Genomic DNA, 25,903 nt, shown 5'->3' on the forward strand with positions numbered 1-25,903 from the left:
CGTCGTGGACGGCTGCACCGCATAGGCTTTCTCCGTGCCCAGACTCGGGGTCGCCGTGAAGCGCGTCCTGGTCGGGCGGCCGCAGCGCAGCGACCGTCTGCCCCACACGCTGCTGCCGAAGCGGATCGCGCTGCCGGTCTTCGCCTCCGACGCGATGTCGTCGGTCGCCTACGCGCCGGAGGAGATCTTCCTGACGCTGTCGGCGGCGGGCATCGCCGCGTACGCGTTCTCGCCGTGGGTCGGCCTCGCCGTGGTGATCGTGCTGATCACGGTCGTCACGAGCTACCGGCAGGTCGTGCACGCCTACCCGTCGGGCGGTGGCGACTACGAGGTCGCCACCGTCAACCTCGGCAGGCGGGCGGGGCTCGTCGTCGCGAGCGCGCTGCTGGTCGACTACACGCTCACCGTCGCCGTCTCGATCTCCGCGGCCGCGGCCAACATCGGCGCGCTGATCCCGTACGTCGGCCAGCACAAGGTGGGGTTCGCGGTGGCCGCGATCGTCGTGCTCACCGCCCTCAACCTGCGCGGCGTGCGGGAGTCCGGGGTCGCGTTCGCCGTCCCGACGTACCTGTTCATCCTGGGCCTCGGCACGATGATCATCTGGGGCCTGACGCGGGCGCTGCTGCTCGGCGAGGTCGTGCGGGCGCCCAGCGCGGACGTCGAGCTGCTGGCCGAGGGCGACGCGTTCACCGGGCTCGCGCTGGCGATGCTGGTGCTGCGGTCGTTCACGCAGGGCTGCGCGGCGCTCACCGGGGTGGAGGCGATCAGCAACGGGGTGCCCGCGTTCCGCAAGCCGAAGTCGCGCAACGCCGCCACCACGCTGCTGCTGCTCGGGGTCATCTCCGTGTCGCTGTTCGCCGGGCTGATCGCGCTCGCGCACATCGCGGGCGCCAAGGTCGCCGAGCACCCGGCGACGCAGATCGCGTCCGCCCCGCCCGGCTACGTGCAGCACACGCTGGTGGCCCAGCTCGCCCAGGCGGTGTTCTCCGACTTCCCGGCCGGGTTCGTCTTCGTCGTCGTCGTGACGGCGCTGATCCTCGTGCTGGCCGCCAACACGGCCTACAACGGCTTCCCGGTGCTCGGGTCGATCCTGTCCCAGGACCGCTACCTGCCGCGGCAGCTGCACACCCGCGGCGACCGGCTCGCGTTCTCCAACGGCATCCTCGTGCTGGCGGCGGTGGCGAGCGTGCTGGTCGTCGGGTTCGACGCCGAGGTCACCCGCCTCATCGCGCTCTACACGGTGGGCGTGTTCACCTCGTTCACCCTCAGCCAGTCGGGCATGCTGCGCCACTGGAACCGGCAGCTGGCCACCGAGACCGACCCCGCGGCCCGGCGGCGGATGCTGCGGGCGCGCACGATCAACGGGTTCGGCGCGGGGTTGACGGGGCTCGTGCTCCTCGTCGTGCTCATCACGAAGTTCACCCGGGGCGCCTGGATCGCGATCGCGGCGATGGCCGTGTTCTACGTGATGATGCAGGCGATCCGCCGCCACTACGACCGGGTCGCCGCCGAGCTGGTCCCGGGCGAGACCGACTCGGTGCTGCCCTCGCGCGTCCACGCGATCGTGCTCGTCTCCACGCTGCACAAGCCCACGCTGCGCGCGCTCGCGTACGCGCGGGCCACCCGGCCCGACGTGCTGGAGGCGGTCACCGTCAACGTGGACACCGTCGACACCAAGCGGCTCATGCGCGAGTGGGAGGCGCGCAAGATCCCGGTGCCGCTCAAGGTCGTCGAGTCGCCGTACCGGGAGATCACGAAGCCGGTGCTCGACTACGTCAAGCGGATCCGCAGCGACAACCCGCGCGACGTGGTCACGGTGTTCATCCCCGAGTACGTCGTCGGCCACTGGTGGGAGCAGATCCTGCACAACCAGAGCGCGCTGCGGCTCAAGGGGAGGCTGCTGTTCCAGCCGGGCGTGATGGTCACGAGCGTGCCGTGGCAGCTGCGCTCGTCGGAGCGGGTCGCGACGCGGCGGCCGGAGACCCCGCCGGGGTCGACGCGGCGCGGCTACGAACCGACCAGCCGCGACGGGGACGCCGCGTCCGCGGCGAAGGCCGGGGCGGCGAGCGCGGGTCGGCGCAGGCCGTGAACCAGATGACCGGGCAGCAGGCCGGGGAGCGGCTGGACTGGACCGACCGGGTGCTGGAGCTCGACGTCGGCCCGGTCGCGCACGGCGGGCACTGCGTCGCCCGCCACGAGGGGCGGGTGGTGTTCGTCCGGCACGCGCTGCCGGGGGAGAGGGTGCTCGCCGTGGTCGTCGAGGACGGCGGGGGCGGGTTCTGCCGGGCCGACGCGGTCGCGGTCCGGGAGGCGGCGCCCGGCCGGGTGGAGCCGCCGTGCGCGTGGGCGCGGGCCGGCGGGTGCGGGGGCTGCGACTTCCAGCACGCCGACCCGGCCCTGCAGCGCGAGCTGAAGGCGGCGGTGCTCGCCGAGCAGCTGCGCAGGCTCGCCGGGATCGAGCGCGCGGTCGAGGTCGAGGAGCTCCCCGGCGGGGCGCTCGGCTGGCGGAGCCGGGTGCGGCTGGCCGTCGACGAGACCGGCCGGCCCGGCCTGCGCGCGCACCGCAGCCACGACGTGTTGCCGATCGCCGACTGCCCGATCGCCCCGCCCGGCGCGCTCCCGCCGGTGCTGGAGCGCGGGTTCGCGCCGGGGAGCGAGGTCGAGGTGGTCGTGGACGCCGACGGCACCACCCACGTCGACGGTTCCAGCCCGGTCGTGCAGCGGGCCGCCGGGCGGGAGTGGCGGCTGTCGCCCGGCGTGTTCTGGCAGGTCCACCCGGCGCTGCCGGACGCGCTCGCCGGGCTCGTCGCCGAGTGGGCCCGCGCCCCCGCGGGCGGGACGGCGTGGGACCTCTACGGCGGGGTCGGCCTGTTCGCGGCGGTGCTCGCCGGGCAGGTGGGGCCGGCCGGGCGGGTGGTCGTCGTCGAGTCGTCGGCGCGGGCCGTCGCCGACGGGCGCGCTGCGCTCGCCGACCTGCCGCAGGTCGACTGGCGCGCCGGGCGGGTCGAGCGGGTGCTGCCGGGGCTCACCGACCGGCCGGACGTCGTGGTGGCCGACCCGCCGCGGCGCGGGCTGGGCCGGGAGCTGGTCGACGCGTTGTGCGCGCGGCGGCCGGACCGGGTGGTGCACGTGGCCTGCGACCCGGCCGCGCTCGCCCGGGACCTCGCGCTGTTCACCGCCCGCGGGTACCGGCTCGACGGGCTGCGCGCCTTCGACGCGTTCCCGATGACGCACCACTTCGAGTCGGTGGCGGTGCTCTCCCGCGCCTGACCGGCGGGCTCACCCGGCGAGCGTGAGCTGCAGGGCGCGCTCGCGGACGTCGTCGAGGCAGCGGGCGACGGCGCCGAGCATCACCACGTCGCCGCCGAGCGTCGAGGCGCGCACGCGGGGCGGCGGGTTGCCGTGCCGCGCCAGCCGCTGCTGGAGGGGCTCGACGAGCGGGCCCCAGGACGCCGCGACCCGGCCGGCGATGATCACGAGGTCGGTGTCGACGAGGCTCGCGATGGTCGCGATCACCAGGGCCATCCGGTCGGCGACCCGGTCGACCACGCGCGCGGCGAGCGCGTCCCCCGCCCGGGCCGCGGCGAACACGGCCTCGGCGTCCGGGGCGCCGTCCGGCCCGGCGGCGAGCACCGACCGCGCCCCCGGCTCGGCGAGCGCGGCGGCCGCGAGGTCCCGGGTCACCTTGGCGACGCCGTCGGGCGAGCCCACCCCGGCCACGAGGTCGAGGAAGCGCATCTCGCCCGCGCCGCCGCGCGCGCCGCGGATCAGCCGCCCGTCGTCGACGATGCCCGCGCCGAGCCGTTCGCCCGCCAGCAGCGCGACGAAGTGCCGCGTTCCCCGGCCGTGGCCCCGCCAGCCCTCGGCGAGCGCGGCGAGGTTGGCGTCGTTGTCGACGACGGCCGACCAGCCGTGCCGGGCGCGCAGCCGCTCGCCGAGGTCGGGGTTCATCCGCTCCCAGTAGGGGTTGCCGCGGAACGCGGTGCGGCCCTCCGCGTCGACCGGGGCGGGCACGCCGACGGTGACGGCGAGCACCCGCCGCGCCGGGACGCCCGCCGCGGCGAGGGCGGCCTCGATCGCCCCGCTCACCGCCGCGACGCGCTCGGCCGGGTCGGTGGAACCGTTGCGGGGCGGGCCCTGGTGGCGCCCGAGCTCGTCCCCGCGCAGGTCGGTGACGAGGGCGTCCACCCGGTGCTCGCCCGCGTCCACCCCGACGACCACCCCGGCGAGCGGGTCGAACGCGTAGCGGCGGGCGGGGCGGCCCTTCCGGTAGTGCTCGCGCTGGCCGACCAGCTCCCGCACCCAGCCGCGGTCGATGAGCTCCTGGCAGACGTCGTGCACGGTGGCGCGGGTCAGCCCGGTGGCGGCCATGAGGTCGGACCCGGTGGCCGTGGGCACGTCCCACATGTGGTCGAGCACGAGCCGCGCGCTCGCCTCGCGCACCATCCGCGAGGACGGACCGCCGACCCGTCCCGGCTCCACCGCGACCTCCCGCTCGTCGGACGACACGACCAGCCCTCTTTCTACGCCACGGGGCACAACCGGGAGCGGTCGCAGGCACCGCGAACCGCTGTTTCCGCTGCTGATCACGAGCTGTGAGGGTCTGTCCGGTCGGGGATCTCCGATCGAAAGGACCCTTCGGATGACCCTCGCTGCACCCGCCCGGGACCTGGACGGAAAGGTCGCCGTCGTGGCGGGCGGATCCCGCAACATGGGCGCCGAGTTCGCGACGCGGCTCGCCGCCCGCGGCGCGGCCACGGTGATCAGTTACTCGGGCGACGAGGCCGCGGCGCAGAAGACGCTCGCCCGCCTCGGGGAGCACGGCGCGACCGCGCAGGCGGTCCGGGCCGACGCCACGGACCCGGCGCAGACCGAGGCCCTGTTCTCCGGGGTCGTCGAGCGCCACGGCCGGCTCGACATCGTCGTGCACCTGCCCGGCATGGTGCTGAAGAAGCCGCCCGCCCGGTGCACCGACGACGACTACGACCAGGTGATCGACCGCAACCGCACCGGCTGTTCACCCCGCAGAACCGGCTGGGGCTGCCGAGCGACATCGGGCCGATGGTCGGGTTCCCGGTCAGCCGACGCCGGGTGGGTCAACGGGCAGACGCTGCGCGTGAACGGCGCGCTCTACTAGCGGGCCGGGGCGGCGCCGGGCTCGGCGGGCTCATCCCAGCCGGTGAGCGCCCGCGTCTCGGCGACCAGGCGGGTGACCAGCGGGACGGGCGCGGCGGCCGTCCAGACGGCGACGAGGGTGCTCGGCTCGGCGTCCACGACGGGCAGCCAGCGGACCCGCGGGTGGGGCGAGTACCGGCTGATCGGCTCCGGTGCGAGCCACACGCCCCGCCTGCGGGCCACCGCCAGCAGCCGGTCCTCGAGCCGGTCGGCCGCCGGCCCGCGCTTGACCGGGCGGCCGTCCGGGCGGGGCTCGGCGAGCCAGTGGGCGATCACCTCCTCGGCCGCCTCGGTGGGCACGACGACCGGGTCGTCGGCCAGGTCGGCGAGCGTGACGGCGGCGCGGTCGGCGAGCGGGTGGTCAGCGGCGACCGCGACCATCCGCCGGTCGGTGCGCACCGGGGCGTGCTGCAGGCGCGGGTCGGTGATCGGCGCCCACAGGAAGCCCGCGTCGACCCCGCCCGCCTCCAGCAGGTCGAGCTCCTCGCGCAGCGAGGACACGGTGGTGAGGTCGATCTGCACGCCGGGGACGGTCGCCTCCATCGCCTCGATCACCTCGAGCGCGAACTCCGCGGTGATGTGCGGCTTGCACACCAGCCGCAGCCGCCCGCGCTCGCCGCGGGCGACCCCGCGCACCCGCTGGACGAGGTCGTCGACGTGGGACAGCGCGCCGGGCCCGTCCGCGGCGAGCTCGCGGCCCGCGGCGGTGAGCAGCACCCCGCGCGAGGTCCGCACCAGCAGCGCGACGCCGAGCATGCGCTCGAGCTGGCGCATCTGCGCCGACACCGCCTGCTGGGCCAGGTGCAGGCGCGCGGAGGCGCGGGTGATGCTGCCCTCCTCGGCGACCACCAGGAAGGACTCCAGCAGACGCAGGTCCAGCGCGACCATCTGATCACCTCAAGGAGGGGGCCGGCATGGCCGACGGCCCGGTCAGCGCGCACGCCGTGCGGGCCGTTCCGGCGGCGAAGACCGCCGAGTTCGAGGCGTTGCTCCAGGAGGTCATCACCGCCGCCCGCGGCTTCGACGGCCACCTCGGCGTCGACGTCCTCCGCCCGCAGAACGGGGGCACCTACCAGGTCGTCTTCCGCTACCGTACCCGCCGCGAGTACGAGGCCTGGATGGCTTCGCCGCAGCGGCGCCTGCTCGTCGCGCGGATCGACGAGCTGCTCGGCCCCGCGCCCGAGCGGGTCCGGGCCGTCGACGGCTGGGAGGGCTGGTTCGTCGCCCCGGACTACGCGCCGCCCACCCCGCCGAAGCGCTGGAAGATGGCGCTCGCGACGTTCGCCGGCCGCTACCCGGTCGTGCTGGTGATGCAGGTGCTGCTGGGGCCGGTCACCGCGCCGCTGCCCTGGCCGGTCGCGCTGCTGGTGGCGATGGCGGTGACCGTCCCCGTGATGACGTGGGCCGTGATGCCGCTGCTGACGAGGCCGCTCGGCGCGTGGCTGCGGCGCTGACGCCCGGTCGTCAGGGCGCGAGCGCCCGCAGGGCGAGCCCGGTGACGGTGTCGGCGTAGTCCGGCGTGAGCGGGGCGGTGCGCAGCAGCCAGCGGTGGTAGAGCGGCCCGATCACGAGCTCCACGGCCACGGCCGGGTCGACGTCGGCGCGCAGCTGCCCGGCCTCCTGGGCGGCGCGCAGCCGGTCGGCGATGGCCCGCAGCTGGGGGCCGAGCAGCCGCTCGCGCACCATCTCGGCGAACTCCGGGTCGTCCTGCATCTCGACGGTGAGGGCGCGGGTGGTCCCGGACAGCTCGGGGTCGTCGAGCTCGGCGACGATCGCGCGCACGACGCCGCGCAGGTCCGCGGCGACGTCGCCGGTGTCGGGGAGCGAGAGGTCGTGCGGGTCCTCGTTCACCGCGGCGAGGACCCCGTCGAGCACCACCGCGGCCTTCGACGGCCACCACCGGTAGATCGTCTGCTTCCCGACGCCCGCCCGGGCCGCGATGGCCTCGATGGTCAGCTTCCGGTAGCCGACCTCGCGGACGAGCTCCATCGCCGCGGTGAGGATCGCACGGCGGGACCGTTCGCTGCGCCGGGACGGGTCGGGCATGAGGGCGATCATACGCACAGGCGAGACGAGACGAACCGTCTTGACATGTGCGGCGCTCTCCGGCATCGTTGCCGCGACGAGACGGACCGTCTCGTTTTGGAGAGAAGGGGGTCCGATGGCCCACATCGCCATGGTCAGCATCCCGGCACCCGGGCACGTGAACCCGAGCCTGGAGGTCATCCGGGAGCTGGTCGCCCGCGGGCACCGCGTGACGTACGCCAACGACCCCGCGTGGGCGGAGACGGTGCGTGGGGTCGGGGCCGAGCTGGTCCCGTACACCTCGACGCTGCCGTTCCACAAGGAGGAGGCCTGGGACGGCGACGCGATCGCCGCGCTGCGGCTCTTCCTCGACGACGCGATCGCCATGCTGCCGCAGCTGCGCGCGGCCTACGCCGACGACCGGCCCGACCTGTTCCTCTACGACATCGCGGGCGGCCCGGCGCGCATCCTCGGCGCGCAGTGGGGGATCCCGGCCGTCCAGCTCTCGCCGACCTACGTCGCGTGGGACGGCTACGCCGACGACATGCGGGAGATGACCGACGCCTGGAAGGCCGACCCGCGCGGCGCGGACTACTACCGGACGCTGCACGACTGGCTGGCCGCGGAGGGGGTGGAGGCCGACGAGTCCTGGATGGGCAGGCCGGAGCGCTGCATCGTGCTGATCCCGCGGGTGCTGCAGCCCAACGCGGACCGGGTGGGCCCGCAGTTCACGTTCGTCGGGCCCTGCCTCGCGCCGCGGCCGGAGCAGGGGGAGTGGGTCCGCCCGGCCGACGCCGAGAAGGTGCTGCTCGTGTCGCTGGGTTCCGCCTTCACCGACCAGCCCGACTTCTACCGGCGGTGCATCACGGCCTTCGGCGACCTCCCCGGCTGGCACACCGTCCTGCAGATCGGCAAGCACGTCGACCCCGCGGCGCTCGGGGACGTGCCCGCCTCCGTCGAGGTGCACCCCTGGGTGCCGCAGCTGGCCATCCTGGAGCAGGCCGACGCGTTCGTGACCCACGCCGGCATGGGCGGGTCGTGCGAAGGGCTGTGGACCGGCACGCCGATGATCGCCGCGCCGCAGGCGGTCGACCAGTTCGGCAACGCCGACGCGCTGGTCGCGGCCGGGGTGGCGCGCCGGGTGGACTCCGACACGGTCACCGCCGAGGAGCTCCGCACCAGCCTGCTGGAGCTCACCGGCTCGGCCGAGGTGGCGCAGCGGGCGGCGCAGATCCGGCGTGAGCTGCGCGAACAGGGCGGAACGGCGGGTGCGGTGGAGCTGATCGAGCGGGAGCTGCCCTGAGCACCCACCCCTCGGCGCGCCGCCGCGCCGGCGACCGGGACGATGTGCGGGTGACAAGCACGTCGCTCTCGACCCCGCAGCAGCAGCCCGCCGCCCTCCGACCCCATTCGATCCCGCAGCGCATCGCCGACGAGCTCGGGGTGCGCCCGCACCAGGTGACGGCGGCGATCGACCTGCTGGACGGCGGCGCCACCGTGCCGTTCATCGCCCGGTACCGCAAGGAGGCCACCGGCGGGCTGGACGACGCGCAGCTGCGCACCCTCGAGGAGCGGCTGCGCTACCTGCGGGAGCTGGAGGAGCGGCGCGCGGTCGTCCTCGAGGAGATCCGCAAGCAGGGCAAGCTGGACGAGGCCCTCGAGGCGCGGATCATGGCCGCGGAGTCGAAGGCGCGGCTCGAGGACATCTACCTGCCCTACAAGCCGAAGCGCCGCACCAAGGCGATGATCGCCCGCGAGAACGGCCTCGAGCCGCTCGCCGACACGCTGCTGGCCGATCCGTCGCAGGACCCGGCCACCGTCGCGGAGGCGTACCTGAACGAGCAGGTCCCCGACGTCGCGGCGGCCCTCGAGGGCGCACGGGCCATCCTCGTCGAGCGGTTCGCGGAGGACGCCGACCTCATCGGCGGCCTGCGCGAGCGGATGTGGACGCGCGGCAGGCTGGTCACCAAGGTCCGGGAGGGCAAGGAGACCGAGGGCGCGAAGTTCGCCGACTACTTCGACTTCTCCGAGCCGTTCACCACGCTGCCGTCCCACCGGATCCTCGCGGCGTTCCGCGGGGAGAAGGAGGAGGTGCTCGACGTCTCGCTGGAGCCGGAGAGCGAGCCGGTCGAGCCCGGCGTCGTCACCGAGTACGAGCGGGCCATCGCGGCCGCCTTCGGCATCCGCGACGAGGGCAGGCCCGCCGACAAGTGGCTCGCCGACACCGTCCGGTGGGCGTGGCGCACCCGGATCCTGCTGCACCTGTCGATCGACATCAGGGTCCGGCTGCGCACGGTCGCCGAGGAGGGCGCGATCAAGGTCTTCGCCTCGAACCTGCGCGACCTGCTGCTCGCCGCGCCCGCGGGCAGCAGGCCCACGATGGGCCTCGACCCGGGCCTGCGCACCGGCGTGAAGGTCGCGGTCGTCGACGCCACCGGCAAGGTCGTGGCCACCGACACCGTCTACCCGCACGCGCCGCGCAACGACTGGGAGGGCGCGCTCGCGACGCTCACGAAGCTCGCCGCCGCCCACGGGGTGGAGCTGATCGCCATCGGCAACGGCACGGCGTCGCGGGAGACCGACAAGCTCGCGGGCGAGCTCGTCGCCCGCAACCCCGGGCTCAAGCTCACGAAGGTGATGGTCAGCGAGGCGGGAGCCTCGGTGTACTCGGCGTCGGCCTACGCCTCCGCCGAGCTGCCCGACCTCGACGTGTCGCTGCGCGGCGCGGTCTCGATCGCGCGGCGGCTGCAGGACCCGCTCGCCGAGCTGGTGAAGATCGATCCGAAGTCGATCGGGGTGGGGCAGTACCAGCACGACCTGCCCGAGTCGGCGCTGTCGCGCTCGCTCGACGCGGTGGTGGAGGACTGCGTCAACGCGGTCGGCGTCGATGTCAACACCGCCTCGGTGCCGCTGCTGCGCCGGGTCTCGGGCATCACCGAGAGCCTCGCCACCCAGATCGTGCAGTACCGCGACACCCACGGCGCGTTCCGCACCCGCACCCAGCTCGCCGACGTGCCGCGGCTCGGCCCGAAGGCGTTCGAGCAGTGCGCGGGCTTCCTGCGCATCCGCGGCGGGGACAACCCGCTCGACGTGTCCGGCGTGCACCCGGAGGCCTATCCGGTCGTGCACCGGATCCTGGAGCGGGCCAAGACCGACATCCACTCGCTGATCGGCAACACCCAGAAGATCAAGTCGCTGCGGCCGCAGGACTTCGTCGACGCCCAGTTCGGGCTGCCGACCGTCACCGACATCCTCGCCGAGCTGGAAAAGCCCGGCCGCGACCCGCGCCCGGCGTTCCGCACCGCGGCGTTCGCCGAGGGCGTCCACCAGATCTCCGACCTCAAGCCGGGGATGGTCCTGGAGGGCGTGGTCACGAACGTGGCCGCGTTCGGCGCGTTCGTCGACGTCGGCGTCCACCAGGACGGGCTCGTCCACGTGTCGGCGATGTCGGACAGGTTCGTGTCCGACCCGCGCGACGTCGTGAAGTCCGGCGACGTCGTCCGCGTGAAGGTCCTCGAGGTCGACGAGGCGCGCAAGCGGATCTCGCTCACGCTCCGGCTCGACGACGAGCCCGGCGCGGCGGCGCGGCAGAACCAGGGCCGCAAGGGCGGCAGGCGCGACCGGCCGGCCGGAGCCGACGGTCAGCGCGGCGGCAAGCCGCAGGAACGGCGCGGTGGGGATCGGCGCGGCGGGGACCGGCGCGGCGGGCAGCGCGGCGGCGCGGGCGCGCCGGTCAACAGCGCGATGGCCGACGCGCTGCGCCGCGCCGGCCTCACCGGGGGCGACGGCAGGCGCTGAGCCGCGTGGACGCCTGCGGGGTCACGGCTTGCGCCCGACGCCCCCGTAGGCGTCCACAGGGCGCGGCTCGCCGACCTCCGTCGGCTCGGGGCGCCACAGCGGGCAGCTGACCACGCCCGGGTCCACCAGCTCCAGCCCGTCGAAGAAGCCGGCGATCTCCTCGGGGCTGCGCAGGAAGTACTGCACGGCGCCGCGGTCGTTGTGCTGCTTCTGCGCGGCCAGGAGCTCCTCGTTGGTGCTCGTCCCGTCGCAGACCAGGAGGTAGCTGCCCGAGGGCAGCGCGGACAGCAGCCGCCCGACGATCCGGCGCGCCTCGTCGTACTCGGGCAGGTGGCCGAGGATCCCGCTGAGGATCAGCGCCACGGGCTTGCCGAGGTCGAGGGTGTCGGCGGCGGAGGCGAGGATCTCGTCGACGTCGTGCAGGTCGGCGTGCAGGTAGGCGGTGGCCCCCTCCGGGGAGGAGACCAGCAGGGCCCGCGCGTGCGCCAGCACCAGGGGGTCGTTGTCGACGTAGACGATGCGCGACTCGGGGGCGATCGCCTGCGCGAGCTCGTGGGTGTTGCCCGCCGTGGGCAACCCGGTGCCGATGTCGAGGAACTGGCGCACCCCGGCCTCGCCGGTCAGGTAGCCGATCCCGCGCCGCAGGAAGGAGCGGAACGCGCGGGCGTTCTCGATGATCTCGGGGAAGGCCTCGCGGAACCGGTCCCCGGCCTCGCGGTCGACGGCGTAGTTGTCCTTGCCGCCGAGCCAGTAGTTCCAGATGCGGGCCGAGTGCGGCACCGTCGTGTCCACCGCGGGAACGGACGAACCACCAGAAGAATCCACGGCGACATCCTGGTCGACCCCGGCCCCGGAAGGCACCCCCGGGTCGCGTGGACCGGGCGGATCGCGGGTACCGCTGCCGGCATGGCGAGCATCGGCTACTTCCTGTCCTGCGAGCAGTTCGGCCCGAAGGAGCTCATCGACCAGGCGAAGCGCGCGGAGGCGGCCGGGTTCGAGAAGCTGTGGATCTCCGATCACTTCCACCCGTGGAACGACGAGCAGGGGCAGAGCCCGTTCGTCTGGGGCGTGATCGGCGCGCTGTCCGAGGCGACGTCGCTACCGGTGACGACCGCGGTCACCTGCCCGACCTTCCGCATCCACCCGGCGATCACCGCCCAGGCGGCCGCAACCGCGGCCTGCCAGCTCGACGGCCGGTTCGTCCTCGGCGTCGGCAGCGGGGAGGCGCTCAACGAGCACGTCCTGGCCGACCCGTGGCCGTCGGTGGGGGTGCGGCTGGAGATGCTGGAGGAGGCGATCGACGTGATCCGGCTGCTGCACCGGGGCGAGGAGGTCAGCCACCACGGCACCTACTACGAGGTGCAGGACGCGCGGATCTACACGCTTCCCGCCGAGCCCGTGCCGATCTACGTGTCCGGATTCGGCCCGCAGGCCACCCGGCTCGCCGGCCGGATCGGCGACGGCTACGTGACGACCATCCCCGACGCCGACCTCATCGGCGTGTTCAAGGAGTCGGGCGGCGCGGACAAGCCGGTGCAGGCGGGCACGAAGGTGTGCTGGGACCGCGACGCCGAGCGCGCCCTCGACATCGCCCACCGCACCTGGGGCAACCAGGGGCTGCCGGGCCAGCTCGCCCAGACGCTGCCGCGGCCGCGGGACTTCATGGACGCGCAGGCGCTCGTCCCGCGCGAGTCGACCGCACGGGCCGTGGCGTGCGGCGACGACGTCGACGCGCAGGTCGCGCAGGTGCGCGCCTACCTCGACGCCGGGGTCGACGAGGTCTACGTCTCGCAGATGGGGGACGACGTGGAGGGCTTCTTCGCGGCGTGGGACGAGGACGTGCTCCCCGCGCTGCGGTGAGGCGCGGCCCCGGTGTGCGAGTGACCTCGATCACCTGGGACTATGTGAGGTCGGTGGTGCGTTGACCACCACCGTGAGACCGCACCGGCCGGGTAGTAGTGGTGCCGACGGCCCCGCGGGCTCATCCCGCGGGAGCGCAGTCGGTGCTCCCGTCCCTGCGACGGAAGACGATTCTTGATCGAGAACGAGCAGATGCTCGACCAGCCCCGCTTCTCCGACCTCCCGCTGCGCGACGAGCTGCTGCGCGAGATCGAGGAACTGGGCTACCGCACCCCCAGTCCCATCCAGGCGCAGTCGATCGCCCCGCTGGTCGAGGGCCGAGACCTGCTCGGCCAGGCCGCCACGGGTACCGGCAAGACCGCCGCGTTCGCCCTCCCGCTGCTGCAGCGCCTCTCCGAGCGCCGCCCGCAGCGGGCCAAGGGCGACGCGCCGTTCGGCCTCGTGCTGGCCCCGACCCGCGAGCTCGCCCTGCAGGTGGCCGAGGCCGTCACCCGCTACGGGCGCGGCCTGGGCGCCCGCGTCGTCACCGTGTACGGCGGGGCGCCCGTCGGCCCGCAGTGGCGGGCGCTCGAGCAGGGCGTCGACGTCGTCGTGGCCACCCCGGGCCGCGCGATCGACCTGCTCAACCGCGGCGCGCTGCGCCTCGACCGGCTCGAGACGGTCGTGCTCGACGAGGCCGACGAGATGCTCGACATGGGCTTCGTCGAGGACATCGAGACCCTGCTCGACGCCACCCCCGACACGCGGCAGGCCGTGCTGTTCTCGGCCACCATGCCGCGGCGCATCGAGGCGCTCGCGCAGAAGTACCTGCGGGAGCCGGTCATCGTCCGGATCCGGCGCGAGGCCGTGCCCGAGGGCGAGGCGCCCAAGGTCCGCCAGACCGCCTACCTGGTGCCGCGCAGCCACACCACGGCCGCGCTCGGCCGTGTGCTCGAGGCGGAGCGGCCGCGGGCGGCGATCGTGTTCTGCCGCACCCGGCTCGACGTCGACGCCGTCACCGAGACGCTCACCGCCCGCGGCCTGCGCGCCGAGGCGCTGCACGGCGGCATGGACCAGGAGCACCGCACCCGCGTGGTCGAGCGGCTGCGCAGCGGGCGCACCGAGCTGCTCGTCGCCACCGACGTCGCGGCCCGCGGGCTGGACATCGACCTGCTCACGCACGTGGTCAACCACGACGTGCCGCAGTCGTCGGAGGCCTACGTGCACCGGATCGGCCGGGTCGGCCGCGCCGGCCGCGAGGGCGTGGCGATCACGCTCGTGCCGCCGTCGAAGGTGCACGCGCTGCGCGCCGTCGAGCGGCTCACCGGCCAGCCGATCGAGTTCGCCCCGGTGCCGACGGCCGCCGACCTGCGCTCGGCCCGGCTGGAGCGCACCGCGTCCGCGCTGCGCGAGCGGCTCGTCGCCGACCTCCGCGACGAGGAGTCCGGCGACGGCGTCCGCGAGATGCTGGCCGGGCTCGCCGACGAGTTCGACCCGCTCGACGTGGCCGCGGCCGCCGTCCGGCTGCTGCAGGCGGCGACCGGCGCCCCCGACGACGCCGAGGACATCCCGGTCGTCACCCCGCGCAGCCTCGAGCGGCGCGAGCCCCGCGGCCGCGGTGGGGCGGGGACCCGCCCGCCGAAGGCCGGCACCACGCGCCTGTTCGTCAACGCGGGCCGCTCCAGCGGCGTGCGCCCGCAGGACATCGTGGGCGCGCTCGCCAACGAGTCCAGCCTGTCCGGCCGGGACATCGGCGCGATCCAGATCCACGAGCGGCACGCCCTCGTGGAGATCCCCGAGCACGCCGCGGACGACGTGCTGCGCAGCCTCCGCGGCGGCACCACGCTCAAGGGGCGGCGGACGAACATCCGCCGCGACCGCGGGTTCGCCACCGCGGGCCGCGGCCGGCGCGACTGACGGGGCCGCCACCGATTCGGTGTTGATCTCCTCCCGGGCGCGGCGTTAGGTGTAGCCCGAGTCGACGCGCTCGAGGAGGAGCCATGGCCGACGCGGGGATCGGACACGACCAGGTGGTCCAGGGCGCGGTGCGTCGCGCGATGTGGCGGCTGCTGCCGTTCCTGGGCCTGTGCTACCTGCTCAACTACCTGGACCGCGTCAACGTCGGGTTCGCCGCGCTGACGATGAACGCCGACCTCGGGCTGTCGGCGGCGGCGTACGGGCTGGGCGCGGGCCTGTTCTTCATCGGCTACTTCTTCTTCGAGGTGCCGAGCAACGTCATCCTGCACAAGGTCGGCGCCCGGCTCTGGATCGCCCGGATCATGGTGACCTGGGGCATCATCGCCTCGGCCACGGCGTTCGTGCAGGGTGAGATCAGCTTCTACGTCGTCCGGTTCCTGCTGGGCGTGGCCGAGGCCGGGTTCTTCCCCGGCATCATCCTGTACCTCACCTACTGGTTCCCGCGGGTCCAGCGGGCCAAGGTCGTCGCGTTGTTCTTCCTCGCGGTGCCGATCTCGTCGGTCGTCGGCTCGCCGATCTCCACCCTGCTGATCCAGCACGGCGACGGGGTGTGGGGCTTCGACGCCGGCTGGCGGTTCATGTTCTTCGTCGAGGGCCTGCCGTCGGTGATCGTCGGCTGCCTCGTGCTCGTGCTGCTGGCGGACCGGCCGGGCAAGGCGCGCTGGCTGTCGCCGGCCGAGCGCGACGCGCTGGAGAAGACGATCGCCGACGAGGACGCCGCCCAGGTCCCGCACACCACCGGGCTGCGGGAGGGTCTGCGCGACGTGCGGGTCGTCGGGCTGTCGCTCGTCTACTTCGGCATCGTGTTCGGCAACTACACGCTGGCGTTCTTCCTGCCGCAGGTGGTGTCGGACCTGCAGGAGACGTTCGCCATCGAGTTCTCGCTCGCCCAGATCGGCCTGATCACCGCCATCCCGTACGCGATCGCGAGCGTCGTGATGATCCTCAACGCCCGCCACTCCGACCGCACCGGCGAACGGCGCTGGCACGTGGCCGTCCCGGCGTTCGTCGGGGCGGCGGGCGTGGCGTCGGCGCTGTTCATGGACTCGCCCTACCTCGTGATCGCCGCGATGGCGCTCTGCGCGGCGGGGGTGAACGCGGCGGTCCCGGTGTTCTGGCAGCTGCCGAGCGCGTTCCTCACCGGCGTCGGCGCGGCGGCGGGCATCGCGGTGATCAACTCGTTCGGCAACCTCAGCGGCTTCGCCGGGCCGTACCTCACCGGGTGGCTGCGCGACCTCACCGGCAACAACGAGGCGGGCATGTTCGTCGTCGCGGCGTTCATGGTGATGGCGGGCGTCGTGGTCCTGCTGGTCGGGCGCGGGCGCGAGCGGGAGGATGTGCGGGCCGCACCCGCCACCCCCGAGGAGCACCCATGACACCGAACCTCCAGCCGCGCAGCGCGGAGGTCACGCGGGGGTTGGAGCGCGCGGCCGCCCGCGGGATGCTGCGTGCGGTCGGGATGCGCGACGAGGACTTCACGAAGCCCCAGATCGGCATCGCCTCCAGCTGGAACGAGATCACCCCGTGCAACCTGTCGCTGCAGCGGCTCGCCACCGCGGCCAAGGAGGGCGTGCACCGCGGCGGCGGGTTCCCGATGGAGTTCGGCACGATCTCGGTCTCCGACGGCATCTCGATGGGCCACATCGGGATGCACTGGTCGCTGGTCAGCCGCGAGATCATCGCGGACTCCGTGGAGACCGTGGTGCAGGCCGAGCGGCTGGACGGCACGGTGCTGCTCGCCGGCTGCGACAAGAGCCTGCCCGGGATGCTGATGGCCGCGGCCCGGCTCGACCTGGCCGCGGTGTTCGTCTACGCCGGGTCGATCCTCCCCGGCCACGTCGACGGCCGCGAGGTGAACATCGCCGACGCGTTCGAGGCGGTCGGGGCGTGTGCGCGCGGCCTGATCAGCCGCGAGGAGGTCGACGCGATCGAGCGGGCGATCTGCCCCGGCGAGGGTGCCTGCGGCGGCATGTACACCGCCAACACGATGGCGAGCGCCGCGGAGGCGCTCGGGATGGCGCTGCCCGGCTCGGCCGCGCCGCCCGCCGTCGACCGCCGCCGCGACGGCATCGCCCGCGCCTCCGGCGAGGCGGTCGTCGGCATGATCGAGAAGGGGATCACCGCCCGCCAGATCCTCACCCGGGAGGCGTTCGAGAACGGGATCGCCGTGGTGATGGCGTTCGGCGGCTCCACGAACGCGGTGCTGCACCTGCTCGCCATCGCCTGGGAGGCGGGCGTCCCGCTCGAGCTCGACGACTTCAACCGCATCGGCGACCGGGTGCCGCACCTGGCCGACGTGAAGCCGTTCGGCGCGCACGTCATGTCCACCGTGGACCAGGTCGGCGGCGTGCCGGTCGTGATGCGGGCGCTGCTCGACGCCGGCCTGCTGCACGGCGACGCGCTCACCGTCACCGGCAGGACGATGGCCGAGAACCTCGCCGAGATCGACCCGCCCGACCTCGACGGCACGATCATCCGGGCGCTCGACGACCCCATTCACCCGACCGGCGGGATCACCATCCTGCACGGCTCGCTCGCGCCCGAGGGCGCGGTCGTCAAGTCCGCGGGCTTCGACTCCGCCCGCTTCGAGGGCACCGCCCGCGTCTTCGACGGCGAGCAGGGCGCGATGGCCGCCGTCGAGGACGGCACGCTGCAGCCCGGCGACGTCGTCGTGATCCGCTACGAGGGCCCGCGCGGCGGGCCGGGCATGCGCGAGATGCTCGCGGTCACCGGCGCGATCAAGGGCGCGGGCCCCGGCAAGGACGTCCTGCTGCTCACCGACGGCCGCTTCTCCGGCGCCACCACCGGCCTGTGCGTGGGCCACGTCGCCCCCGAGGCGACCGACGGCGGCCCGATCGCGCTGGTCCGCGACGGCGACCGCATCGTGCTCGACATGCAGCGCCGCACCCTCGACCTCGAGGTGGACGAGGCCGAGCTCGCCCGGCGGCGGGCGGGGTGGGCGCCGCCGGAGCCGACCCTGCGCACCGGTGTGCTCGGCAAGTACGCCCGCCTGGTGCGCTCGGCGGCGCTGGGCGCCGTCTGCGGCTGACCCGGCGAGTCGCGCTCTGGGTGCGCGCGAGTCGCGGGCTGGGTGCACGCGAATTGGGGTGTGGGTGGGTTCCGCCGAACCTGCGGGCGGTGACGCGCCCGCGGGGTGCGCGGGGCGCCCGTGCCCCGGCCCGACTCGACGGCACTCAGGTCGCGACTCGACGGCACTCAGGTCGCGACTCGCCGGGACCCGGAGCGCGACTCGCCGGGCACTGTGGGCGTGATCCCGCAGCGGCTCCCTCAGACGCCGCAGGTCCCGTCGGCGCACCCGTCCACCCCACCCGCCGGCGTGACGACCTGCAGCGGGTGGGCCTCCGCCCACGCCTTCTCCAGCACCTGCAGCAGCGCGTCGGGCGGTTGGGCGCCCGCCACCCCGTACGTGCGGTCCACCACGAAGAACGGCACCGCCGTGATCCCGTAGGCGGCGGCCTGCCGCTCGTCGGCGCGCACGGCGTCGGCGTACCGGTCGGAGGCGAGGACGGCGCGGGCCTCGTCGGCGTCCAGCCCGGCCTCGGCCGCGAGCCGGACGAGGGTGTCGTGGTCGGCGATCGGCTCGCCCTCGGTGAAGTAGCCGCGGAAGAAGCGCTCCTTCACCGCCTCCTGCACGCCGCGTTCGGCGGCGAGGTGGAGCAGGCGGTGGGCGTCGAAGGTGTTGCCGCGGCGGGCGCGGTCGAAGTGGAACTCCCACCCGTCCTCGGCGGCCAGCTCGGTCATCTGGCGGTGCTTCGCCTCGGCCTCGGCGCGGGTCATGCCGTACTTGGCGGCGAGGTGGTCGTGCAGGTCGCCGCCCTCGAGCTCCCGCGGGGCGCCGGGGTCGAGCTCGAAGCTGTGGTAGCTCACCTCGACCTGGTCGCGGTGCTCGAACCTCGCGAGCGCCTTCTCGAAGCGGTGCTTGCCGACGGCGCACCACGGGCAGACCACGTCCGACCAGATCTCGACCTTCACGCGCAGATCAACCACGGCGGGCGCCCGGGTGTTCCCTAGCCTGGTGGCATGTCCGACCTCCCCGACGACTGGCGGGCCTGGCGTGCGCAGGAGGACCCCGCGCGCTACGACGAGCGGTTCCGGCGGCTCGCCGCGTCGGGCCAGAACCCGCACGGCGAGGCCGACCTCGTCGCCTCGTACGGCCCGGCTTCCGTGCTGGACGGCGGGTGCGGCACCGGGCGGGTCGCGATCGAGCTGGCCAGGAGGGGGATCGGCGTGGTCGGCGTGGACGCCGACCCGGAGATGATCGATGCCGCCCGGGCGAAGGCGCCCGACCTGGAGTGGGTCACGGCCGACCTCGCCGACCTCGACCGACCCGATCGGTTCGACGTGGTGGTGCTCGCCGGCAACGTCGTGCCCTACATCGCGGCCGACCGGCGGGAGCGGGCGGTGGCGGCGTGCGTCGCACACCTCGCGCCCGGCGGCAGGCTCGTGGCCGGTTTCCGGCTGCGCCCCGGCTGGCCGACCCCGGACGACTACGACCGGTGGTGCGCCGCCGCCGGCGCCGTCGCGGAGGGCCGGTTCGCCACCTGGGAGCGCGACCCGTACACCGGCGGCGACTACCTGGTGGCGGTCCACCGCGCGCCGGGTCAGGGCGCGGCCGCCACCTGATCGTCGCGCGGCCCGAGCAGCAGCGTGGACGGCCGGGTGGAGAACGAGTGCTCGAGCACGAGGCAGCCGGCGCCGATCGCGCCGACGTCCGGGCCGAGCGAGCTGCCCAGCGCCGTCACGGGGTGCACCTTCCTGGCCTCGGTGGTGGTGAGCAGCGTGTTGTTCAGGATCGGCAGGAACACGTCGCTGATGCGATCCCAGATCGGGCCGCCGAACACGACCGCGCGCACGTCGAGCAGGTTCGCGATCGTGGCGGCCCCGCGGGCCAGCCGGGTGGCGCTGCGCTCGAGGATCGGCCGGGCGGCGGGCAGCCGGCACATCGCCGTGAACAGCTCGTCGATCTCCCGGTCGCCCGCGTCGGACGACGGCCGGGGGAGCAGGCCCGCCGCGGCGGCCTCGGCCACGAGCGTGCGCGGCATGCAGGCGGGCCCGACGCACCCGCGCTGGCCGCAGCGGCACCGCGGCCCGTCGGCGTCGACCATCAGGTGCCCGATCTCGCCCGCGTTGTCCGTGCTGCCGCCGATCAGCTCGCCGCCGAGCACGAGCCCCGCGCCGAGGCCGGTGCCCAGGTAGAGGAACACGAAGTCGGCCAGCGACGCCGCCGACCCGCGCCACAGCTCCGCGAGCGCGGCCGAGGCCGCGTCCTTGTGCAGCACCACCGGGTAGCCGGTGGCCTCGTGCAGCAGCTCCCGCAGCCCGACGCGGCTCCACTCGGGCAGGAGCGGCGGGTCGAGCACGACGCCCGCGCCCGGGTCGAACGGCCCGGGCGCGGCGATGCCCATCCCCAGCACCCGGCCCGGGTCGACCCCGGTGGACGCGACGAGCCCGGACGCCGACTCGGTGATCGCGGTGACCAGCCGGTCCGGGGTGGTGGCCGACGCGGGCAGCGTGCGGACCGACTCGACGACGTCGCCGACGAGGTCGAGCAGCGCGACCGTGGTGACGGTCGGGTCGATGTGGACGCCGATCGCGAACCGGCCGGTGGGGCGCAGCCGCAGCAGCGTGCGCGGCTTGCCCCGGCCGACCGGCAGGATCGTGCCGGCCTCGGTGATGAGCTCGCGGTCGAGCAGCCGGCGGGTGATGTTGGAGACCGACTGCGCCGACAGGCCCGTGAGCTCGGCGAGCTCCACCCGGGAGAGCCCCTCGGGCGCGTGCCGGATTGCGTCGAGGATGACGGCCTGGTTGTAGTCGGCCACGCGCGGCAAGTTGGTGCCGCGCCTGCCTTCCATGCCGCGGATGGTAACCGTCAGGCGCGGGCGGCCACGGCGGCGTCGAGCGCGTCGCGCATGGCGTCGACCGGCGGGGTCAGCCCGGTCATCAGCTCGACCTGCGCCACCGCCTGGTGCAGCAGCATCTCCAGCCCGCTGACCACGTGGGCGCCCGCGGCCTGCGCGGCGGCGGCGAACGCGGTGGGCCACGGCGCGTAGACCACGTCGAGCACCACCGCGCCGCGCCGCACGCCGGTGAGCCCGTCGGCGGCCCCCGCGGGGAGGGTCGACACGACGACGTCGGCGCCCGCGAGCGCGGCGCCCGCCCGGGCGGGGTCGAGCAGCCCGTCGCCGACCTGCGGGGCGACGCCGAGGCGGTCGGCGGCGGCGCGCAGCTCCTGGGCCCTGGCCGTGGAGCGCACGAGCACGGTGATGTCGCCGATGCCCAGCTCGCGCAGCGCGGCGAGGGTGGCCTGGGCGGTGCCGCCCGCGCCGAGCACCACGGCCCGCCCGCCGCGCGGGGCGCCGCGCAGGGCGGCGACGACGCCGGCCACGTCGGTGTTGTCGGCGTAGCGCCTGCCGTCGGTGAGCACGAGGGTGTTGGCGGCGCCGACCGCCGCGGCCAGCGGGGAGACGTCGCGGGCGACCTCGAGCGCGACCCGCTTCAGCGGCATCGTCAGCGACAGGCCCGCCCACTCCGGGCCCAGCCGGTGGACGAAGGCCGCGAGGGCGGCCTCGTCGCACTCGTGCGCGTCGTAGTGCCACCCGTCCAGCCCGAGCGCCGCGTACGCCGCCGAGTGCAGCACCGGCGAGAGCGAGTGGGCGATCGGGCTCCCCAGCACTGCTGCGCGCATGGACGCCAGTATCGCGGCACGCCGGGCGCGTTCGCGCCGGGCCCGCCGCCCGTTGTGCCAGGCTCGCCCGGTGGCGCGAACGGTGCTGGTGCTCGGGGGACGCAGCGAGATCGGGTTGGCCGTGGCGAAGCGGCTCGCCGACGGGGCGACCGTGGTGCTCGCGGCGCGGCGCAACGGCGAGCTCGACGCCGAGGAGGAGCAGCTGCGCGCCGCGGGGGCGGGCGCGGTCGACCGCGTCGAGTTCGACGCCGACGACCTGGATTCCCACCGGGGTGTGCTGCTGGACGTGGTGCGCCGCCACGGCCGGCTCGACGTCGTCGTGGTGGCGTTCGGGATCCTCGGCGACCAGGCGCGGGCCGAGCGCGACCCCGCGCACGCGGTGGAGATCGTCCACACGGACTACGTGGCGCACGTCGCCGTGCTGCTCCACCTGGCGGCGATCCTGCGCGAGCAGGGGAGCGGGACGATCGTCGTGTTCTCCTCCGTGGCCGGGGCGCGGGTGCGCAAGGCCAACTTCGTGTACGGCTCGGCGAAGGCGGGCCTCGACGGGTTCGCGAGCGGGCTGGCCGACTCGCTGCACGGCAGCGGCGTGCGGTTGGTGCTGGTCAGGCCGGGTTTCGTGATCGGGCGGATGACCGCGGGGATGAAGCCGGCCCCGTTCTCCTCCACCCCCGACCAGGTCGCCGACGCCACGGTCGCGGCGCTGCGGTCCGGGCGCGACGAGGTCTGGGTGCCCGCGGTCCTGCGGCCGGTGTTCGCCGTGCTGCGACACGCGCCGCGGGCGCTGTGGAGGCGGATGCCGCGTTAGTCAACCCCGAAGGTCGGTGTCGCGTATCACATTGTCGGTTCTCGTCGGCGTTGTTAGCACTCATAAGCGGAGAGTGCTAACCGATCCGGTTCCGGAAGATTGGGGAGGAAGCCTTGAACCGGGTGCCGTCCGCTGGTGCCGCCTTCGATCGTTCTCTCTCATCAGCCCGTCCGCTCCGGGTCGCGCTGATCGCGCCGCCCTACTTCGACGTCCCGCCCGCCGCGTACGGCGGCGTCGAGGCCGTGGTCGCCGACCTGGCCGACGCGCTGGTCTCGCACGGGCACACCGTCACGGTCGTGGGCGCGGGCAAGCCCGGCACGGCCGCCCGCTTCGTCCCCCTGTGGGAGCGCACCGTCCCCGAGCGCCTCGGTGAGCCCTACCCCGAGGTCATGCACGCGGTCGCCACCCGGCGCGCCGTGGAGCGCCTCGCCCTCACCGGCTCGGTCGACGTGGTCCACGACCACACCCTCGCCGGCCCTCTCAACGCCCCTGCCTACGCGGCCCTCGGACTGCCCACCGTCGTCACCGTCCACGGCCCGGTGGACGACGACCTGCGTCGCTACTACCGCGAGCTCGGCGACGACGTGCACCTGGTGGCCATCAGCGACCGGCAGCGGGAGCTCGCCCCCGACCTGAACTGGACGGCCACCGTGCACAACGCGCTGCGCGTGGAGGACTGGCCGTTCCAGGAGCAGAAGGACGACTACGCGCTCTTCCTCGGCCGGTTCCACCCCGACAAGGCGCCGCACCTCGCGCTCGACGCCGCGCACGCCGCGGGACTGCGCCTGGTCCTCGCGGGCAAGTGCGCCGAGCCGATCGAGAAGGAGTACTTCGAGCGCGAGATCCGGCCCCGGCTGACCGACCGCGACCACGTCTTCGGCGTCGCCGACGCCGCGGCGAAGCGGGAGCTGCTCGCCAACGCCCGCTGCCTGCTCTTCCCGATCCAGTGGGAGGAGCCGTTCGGGATGGTCATGATCGAGGCGATGGCCTGCGGCACCCCCGTCGTGGCCCTGCGCGCGGGCGCGGTGTCCGAGGTCGTCGTCGACGGCGTCACCGGCATCGTCTGCGACGAGCCCGGCGAGCTGGTGCAGGCCCTCGACGACGTCCGCGGCATCTCGCCCGCGGCCTGCCGCGCCCACGTCGCCGAGCACTTCGACGTCGCCGGGCTCGCCGCCGGGTACGAGGCGGCCTACCGCGCCGCGCTCGGCGCCGACCACGCGGCGCCCGCCGGGGTGCGCAGCTCGCTCGACCTGCTGCGCCGCGACTACCCGTCGCTCGAGGCGGACCTCGACTCGCTCGGCTCGGTGCTCACCGACGGCGGTGACCACGACGGTCCCGCCGTGCCCGTCACGGGCGGCCGGCCGTGACCGAGGCGCCCGGCCCGTTCAACGCCGGTGAACCCGCGTTGATCACCGATGCCGGCGGGACCGTGTCCCTCGTGGAGGGCAGCACGTTCTGCCTGTCCGACGGCGCCGGTGACGTCCGCTCCGGCAGCATGCACGGGTTCTTCTTCCGCGACGCCCGGATGCTGTCGCGGTGGGAGCTGTCGCTGGACGGCCGGGCGCCGCACGCGCTGTCGGTGATGACCCCCGAGGCGTTCACGGCGCGGTTCGTGCTGCGCCGCCCACCGAAGGCGGGACAGGCCGACAGCACCCTCCTCGTGGTCCGCGAGCGCCTCGTCGGCGACGGGCTCCGCGAGACCATCACGCTGGAGAACCTGGGGCGGGAGGCCACCGCGGTCGGGCTGGAGCTGCGGGTCGAGGCCGACTTCGCCGACCTGTTCGCGGTCAAGGAGGGCCGCGGGTCGAGCAGCGGGGCCGACGCCACCGTCGCGGGCACCGAGCTGGTGCTGCGCGACCGCGCCGACGGGCTGCGGGGAGTGGCGATCAGCGCGTCGGGCAGCCCCGTGGTGGTGCCCGGCGCGCTGAGCTGGCGGGTGGTCGTGCCCGCGGGCGGGCGCTGGTCCACCGAGATCATGGTGCAGCCGACGCTCGCCGGGCGGATGGTCGAGCCGCAGTTCCGGCGCGGCGAGGTGGCCGCGAGCACGGGGCCCGCCCGCAAGATCGAGGCCTGGCGCAGCGCCAGCACGTCGGTCGAGGTCGACGACCCGGCGCTCACCGCCGTGCTCAAGCGCACCGAGAGCGACCTCGGCGCCCTGCAGATCCACGACCCCGCCCGCGGGGGCCGCCCGTTCGTCGCCGCCGGCGCCCCGTGGTTCATGACGCTGTTCGGGCGCGACAGCCTGCTGACGGCCTGGATGGCGCTGCCACTGGACGTCGGCCTCGCGCTCGGCACCCTGCAGACCCTCGCCGAGCTGCAGGGGCGCGAGGTGGACCCGTTCACCGAGGAGGAGCCCGGCCGGATCCTGCACGAGCTGCGCCTCGGCCCGGACAGCGCGCACGTGCTGGGCGGCAACCACTACTACGGCACGGTCGACGCCACGCCGCTGTTCGTGATGCTGCTGGCCGAGTGCAGGCGCTGGGGCGCCGAGGAGTCCACCGTGCGGGCGCTGCTGCCCGCCGCGGAGGCCGCCATGCGCTGGATCGACGAGTTCAGCGACCGCGACGGCGACGGGTTCGTCGAGTACCGGCGCGCGACCGACCGCGGCCTGATCAACCAGGGCTGGAAGGACAGCTTCGACGGGATCAACGACGCCCGCGGCCGGCTCGCCGAGGGCCCGATCGCGCTGTGCGAGGTGCAGGGCTACGCCTACGCGGCGCGGCTCGCGTTCGCCGAGCTCGCCGAGGCGTTCGGAGAGCCGGCCAAGGCGGCGGCCCACCGGGAGCGCGCCGAGGAGCTGCGCAAGCGGTTCGCCGAGACGTACTGGCTGGCCGACCGCGGCTGGTACGCGGTCGCGCTCGACGGGCAGAAGGACCCCGTCGACGCGCTGACCAGCAACGCGGCGCACTGCCTGTGGTCGGGCATCGCCACCGACGAGCACGCGGCCGTGCTGGTGGAGCGGTTGAGCGGCCCGGAGATGGACAGCGGGTTCGGCCTGCGCACGCTCGCCACGTCGATGGGCGCCTACAACCCGATGAGCTACCACAACGGCTCGGTCTGGCCGCACGACACCGCCATCGCGGTGGCCGGCCTGCTGCGCTACGCGCACGTGCCCGGCGCGGTGGAGCTCGCCCAGCGGCTCGCCGAGGGCCTGCTCGACGCCGCCACCGCGTTCGGCGGCCGGCTGCCGGAGCTGTTCTGCGGCTTCTCGCGCGCCGAGTTCAACCCGCCGGTGCCGTACCCGACGTCCTGCTCGCCGCAGGCGTGGGCGGCGGCGGCCCCGCTGCTGCTGGTGCGGGCGTTCCTCGGGCTGCAGCCGGACGTCCCGGAGCGCAGGCTGGCGGTCGCGCCGCACCTGCCGGGCCGCTGGGGGCAGCTGCGGCTGCGGCAGCTGCGCCTCGGCCCGGTCACCGCGGACATCACCGCCACCGGCGGGGACGCGACCGTCGAGGGCCTGCCGGAGGGGTGGACGCGCACCGGCACCACGGGCTGACGCGACAGCGAGTGCCCTATTGGGAACGCGCTCGTAACGCTACGGTCATTCCCTGCTCAGAGGATCACCCGGTCTGAGGGGA

Annotated in this window: 21 protein-coding genes; 14 read left to right on the plus strand and 7 right to left on the minus strand. The window is 74.6% G+C overall.

The window, feature by feature from the left end; genetic code table 11:
* Positions 1-34 precede the first annotated feature (34 nt).
* Positions 35-2,089, plus strand: coding sequence for an APC family permease (locus tag VKZ81_RS05735; protein ID WP_324240361.1), 2,055 nt, complete (start codon positions 35-37; stop codon positions 2,087-2,089).
* A gap of 5 nt (positions 2,090-2,094) precedes the next feature.
* Positions 2,095-3,270 carry a class I SAM-dependent RNA methyltransferase gene (locus tag VKZ81_RS05740; protein ID WP_324240362.1) on the plus strand — a complete coding sequence of 392 codons (1,176 nt, stop codon included), beginning with the start codon at positions 2,095-2,097 and terminating at the stop codon, positions 3,268-3,270.
* A gap of 9 nt (positions 3,271-3,279) precedes the next feature.
* Here the strand turns inward: VKZ81_RS05740 and VKZ81_RS05745 are convergent, their stop codons facing one another.
* On the minus strand, positions 3,280-4,509 hold the full coding sequence (locus tag VKZ81_RS05745; RefSeq protein ID WP_324240363.1) for an ROK family protein: 1,230 nt from the start codon (positions 4,507-4,509) through the stop codon (positions 3,280-3,282).
* A gap of 133 nt (positions 4,510-4,642) precedes the next feature.
* Between VKZ81_RS05745 and VKZ81_RS05750 the strand changes: the two genes are divergently transcribed.
* The gene (locus VKZ81_RS05750; protein ID WP_324240364.1) at positions 4,643-5,137 is read left to right on the plus strand and encodes an SDR family NAD(P)-dependent oxidoreductase; all 495 of its coding nucleotides are present in this window, start codon (positions 4,643-4,645) and stop codon (positions 5,135-5,137) included.
* On the opposite strand, the gene VKZ81_RS05755 is transcribed toward VKZ81_RS05750, so the two are convergent.
* Positions 5,134-6,063 carry a LysR family transcriptional regulator gene (locus VKZ81_RS05755; protein WP_324240365.1) on the minus strand — a complete coding sequence of 310 codons (930 nt, stop codon included), beginning with the start codon at positions 6,061-6,063 and terminating at the stop codon, positions 5,134-5,136. The two genes, VKZ81_RS05750 and VKZ81_RS05755, sit on opposite strands and share 4 nt — an antisense overlap.
* Positions 6,064-6,089: 26 nt before the next feature.
* Between VKZ81_RS05755 and VKZ81_RS05760 the strand changes: the two genes are divergently transcribed.
* Positions 6,090-6,629, plus strand: a complete 540-nt coding sequence (locus VKZ81_RS05760) for an antibiotic biosynthesis monooxygenase (protein ID WP_324240366.1) — start codon at positions 6,090-6,092, stop codon at positions 6,627-6,629.
* 10 nt (positions 6,630-6,639) lie between these two features.
* On the opposite strand, the gene VKZ81_RS05765 is transcribed toward VKZ81_RS05760, so the two are convergent.
* Positions 6,640-7,221 carry a TetR/AcrR family transcriptional regulator gene (locus VKZ81_RS05765; RefSeq protein ID WP_324240367.1) on the minus strand — a complete coding sequence of 194 codons (582 nt, stop codon included), beginning with the start codon at positions 7,219-7,221 and terminating at the stop codon, positions 6,640-6,642.
* A 115-nt stretch (positions 7,222-7,336) separates the two neighbouring features.
* Between VKZ81_RS05765 and VKZ81_RS05770 the strand changes: the two genes are divergently transcribed.
* Both VKZ81_RS05770 and VKZ81_RS05775 read left to right on the plus strand, forming a co-directional pair.
* Positions 7,337-8,503: a macrolide family glycosyltransferase gene (locus VKZ81_RS05770; RefSeq protein ID WP_324240368.1), complete on the plus strand. Its 1,167-nt coding sequence runs from the start codon at positions 7,337-7,339 to the stop codon at positions 8,501-8,503.
* A gap of 50 nt (positions 8,504-8,553) precedes the next feature.
* Positions 8,554-10,998, plus strand: coding sequence for a Tex family protein (locus tag VKZ81_RS05775; RefSeq protein WP_324240369.1), 2,445 nt, complete (start codon positions 8,554-8,556; stop codon positions 10,996-10,998).
* Positions 10,999-11,019: 21 nt separating this feature from the next.
* Here VKZ81_RS05775 and VKZ81_RS05780 read toward each other — a convergent pair whose 3' ends face one another.
* On the minus strand, positions 11,020-11,790 hold the full coding sequence (locus VKZ81_RS05780) for an SAM-dependent methyltransferase (protein WP_324240370.1): 771 nt from the start codon (positions 11,788-11,790) through the stop codon (positions 11,020-11,022).
* A 114-nt stretch (positions 11,791-11,904) separates the two neighbouring features.
* Here VKZ81_RS05780 and VKZ81_RS05785 point away from each other — a divergent pair, with 114 nt between their 5' ends.
* The 4 genes from VKZ81_RS05785 to ilvD all read left to right on the plus strand — a co-directional run bounded on the left by VKZ81_RS05785 (position 11,905) and on the right by ilvD (position 17,863).
* Positions 11,905-12,858, plus strand: a complete 954-nt coding sequence (locus VKZ81_RS05785) for a TIGR03557 family F420-dependent LLM class oxidoreductase (protein ID WP_324240371.1) — start codon at positions 11,905-11,907, stop codon at positions 12,856-12,858.
* A 174-nt stretch (positions 12,859-13,032) separates the two neighbouring features.
* A complete protein-coding gene (locus VKZ81_RS05790; protein WP_324240372.1) occupies positions 13,033-14,754 on the plus strand; it encodes a DEAD/DEAH box helicase in 1,722 nt (573 codons plus the stop codon).
* 83 nt (positions 14,755-14,837) lie between these two features.
* Positions 14,838-16,190: an MFS transporter gene (locus VKZ81_RS05795; RefSeq protein WP_324240373.1), complete on the plus strand. Its 1,353-nt coding sequence runs from the start codon at positions 14,838-14,840 to the stop codon at positions 16,188-16,190.
* On the plus strand, positions 16,187-17,863 hold the full coding sequence (gene ilvD, locus VKZ81_RS05800) for a dihydroxy-acid dehydratase (protein WP_324240374.1): 1,677 nt from the start codon (positions 16,187-16,189) through the stop codon (positions 17,861-17,863). The genes VKZ81_RS05795 and ilvD overlap by 4 nt, the downstream gene beginning before the upstream one ends.
* A gap of 239 nt (positions 17,864-18,102) precedes the next feature.
* Here ilvD and VKZ81_RS05805 read toward each other — a convergent pair whose 3' ends face one another.
* Positions 18,103-18,807 carry a DsbA family oxidoreductase gene (locus tag VKZ81_RS05805; protein ID WP_414709330.1) on the minus strand — a complete coding sequence of 235 codons (705 nt, stop codon included), beginning with the start codon at positions 18,805-18,807 and terminating at the stop codon, positions 18,103-18,105.
* A 48-nt stretch (positions 18,808-18,855) separates the two neighbouring features.
* On the opposite strand from VKZ81_RS05805, the gene VKZ81_RS05810 reads away from it, so the two are divergent.
* Positions 18,856-19,458, plus strand: coding sequence for a class I SAM-dependent methyltransferase (locus tag VKZ81_RS05810; protein ID WP_324240376.1), 603 nt, complete (start codon positions 18,856-18,858; stop codon positions 19,456-19,458).
* Here VKZ81_RS05810 and VKZ81_RS05815 read toward each other — a convergent pair.
* Positions 19,437-20,687, minus strand: a complete 1,251-nt coding sequence (locus VKZ81_RS05815; protein WP_324240377.1) for an ROK family transcriptional regulator — start codon at positions 20,685-20,687, stop codon at positions 19,437-19,439. The genes VKZ81_RS05810 and VKZ81_RS05815 overlap by 22 nt on opposite strands.
* A 17-nt stretch (positions 20,688-20,704) precedes the next feature.
* Positions 20,705-21,520 (minus strand): shikimate dehydrogenase, encoded by an 816-nt coding sequence (locus VKZ81_RS05820; protein ID WP_324240378.1) that lies wholly within the window; start codon positions 21,518-21,520, stop codon positions 20,705-20,707.
* 70 nt (positions 21,521-21,590) lie between these two features.
* Between VKZ81_RS05820 and dprE2 the strand changes: the two genes are divergently transcribed.
* The 3 genes from dprE2 to VKZ81_RS05835 all read left to right on the plus strand — a co-directional run bounded on the left by dprE2 (position 21,591) and on the right by VKZ81_RS05835 (position 25,821).
* Complete coding sequence (gene dprE2 / locus VKZ81_RS05825; RefSeq protein ID WP_324240379.1) at positions 21,591-22,328, plus strand: decaprenylphospho-beta-D-erythro-pentofuranosid-2-ulose 2-reductase; 738 nt, start codon at positions 21,591-21,593, stop codon at positions 22,326-22,328.
* 122 nt (positions 22,329-22,450) lie between these two features.
* The gene (locus VKZ81_RS05830) at positions 22,451-23,695 is read left to right on the plus strand and encodes a glycosyltransferase family 4 protein (protein WP_324240380.1); all 1,245 of its coding nucleotides are present in this window, start codon (positions 22,451-22,453) and stop codon (positions 23,693-23,695) included.
* Positions 23,692-25,821 (plus strand): amylo-alpha-1,6-glucosidase, encoded by a 2,130-nt coding sequence (locus VKZ81_RS05835; protein ID WP_324240381.1) that lies wholly within the window; start codon positions 23,692-23,694, stop codon positions 25,819-25,821. Before VKZ81_RS05830 ends, VKZ81_RS05835 begins: the two co-directional genes overlap by 4 nt.
* The last annotated feature ends 82 nt before the right edge of the window (positions 25,822-25,903 follow it).

Source organism: Pseudonocardia sp., from assembly GCF_035305885.1.
In the GTDB taxonomy this organism is placed as follows: Bacteria; Actinomycetota; Actinomycetes; order Mycobacteriales; family Pseudonocardiaceae; genus Pseudonocardia.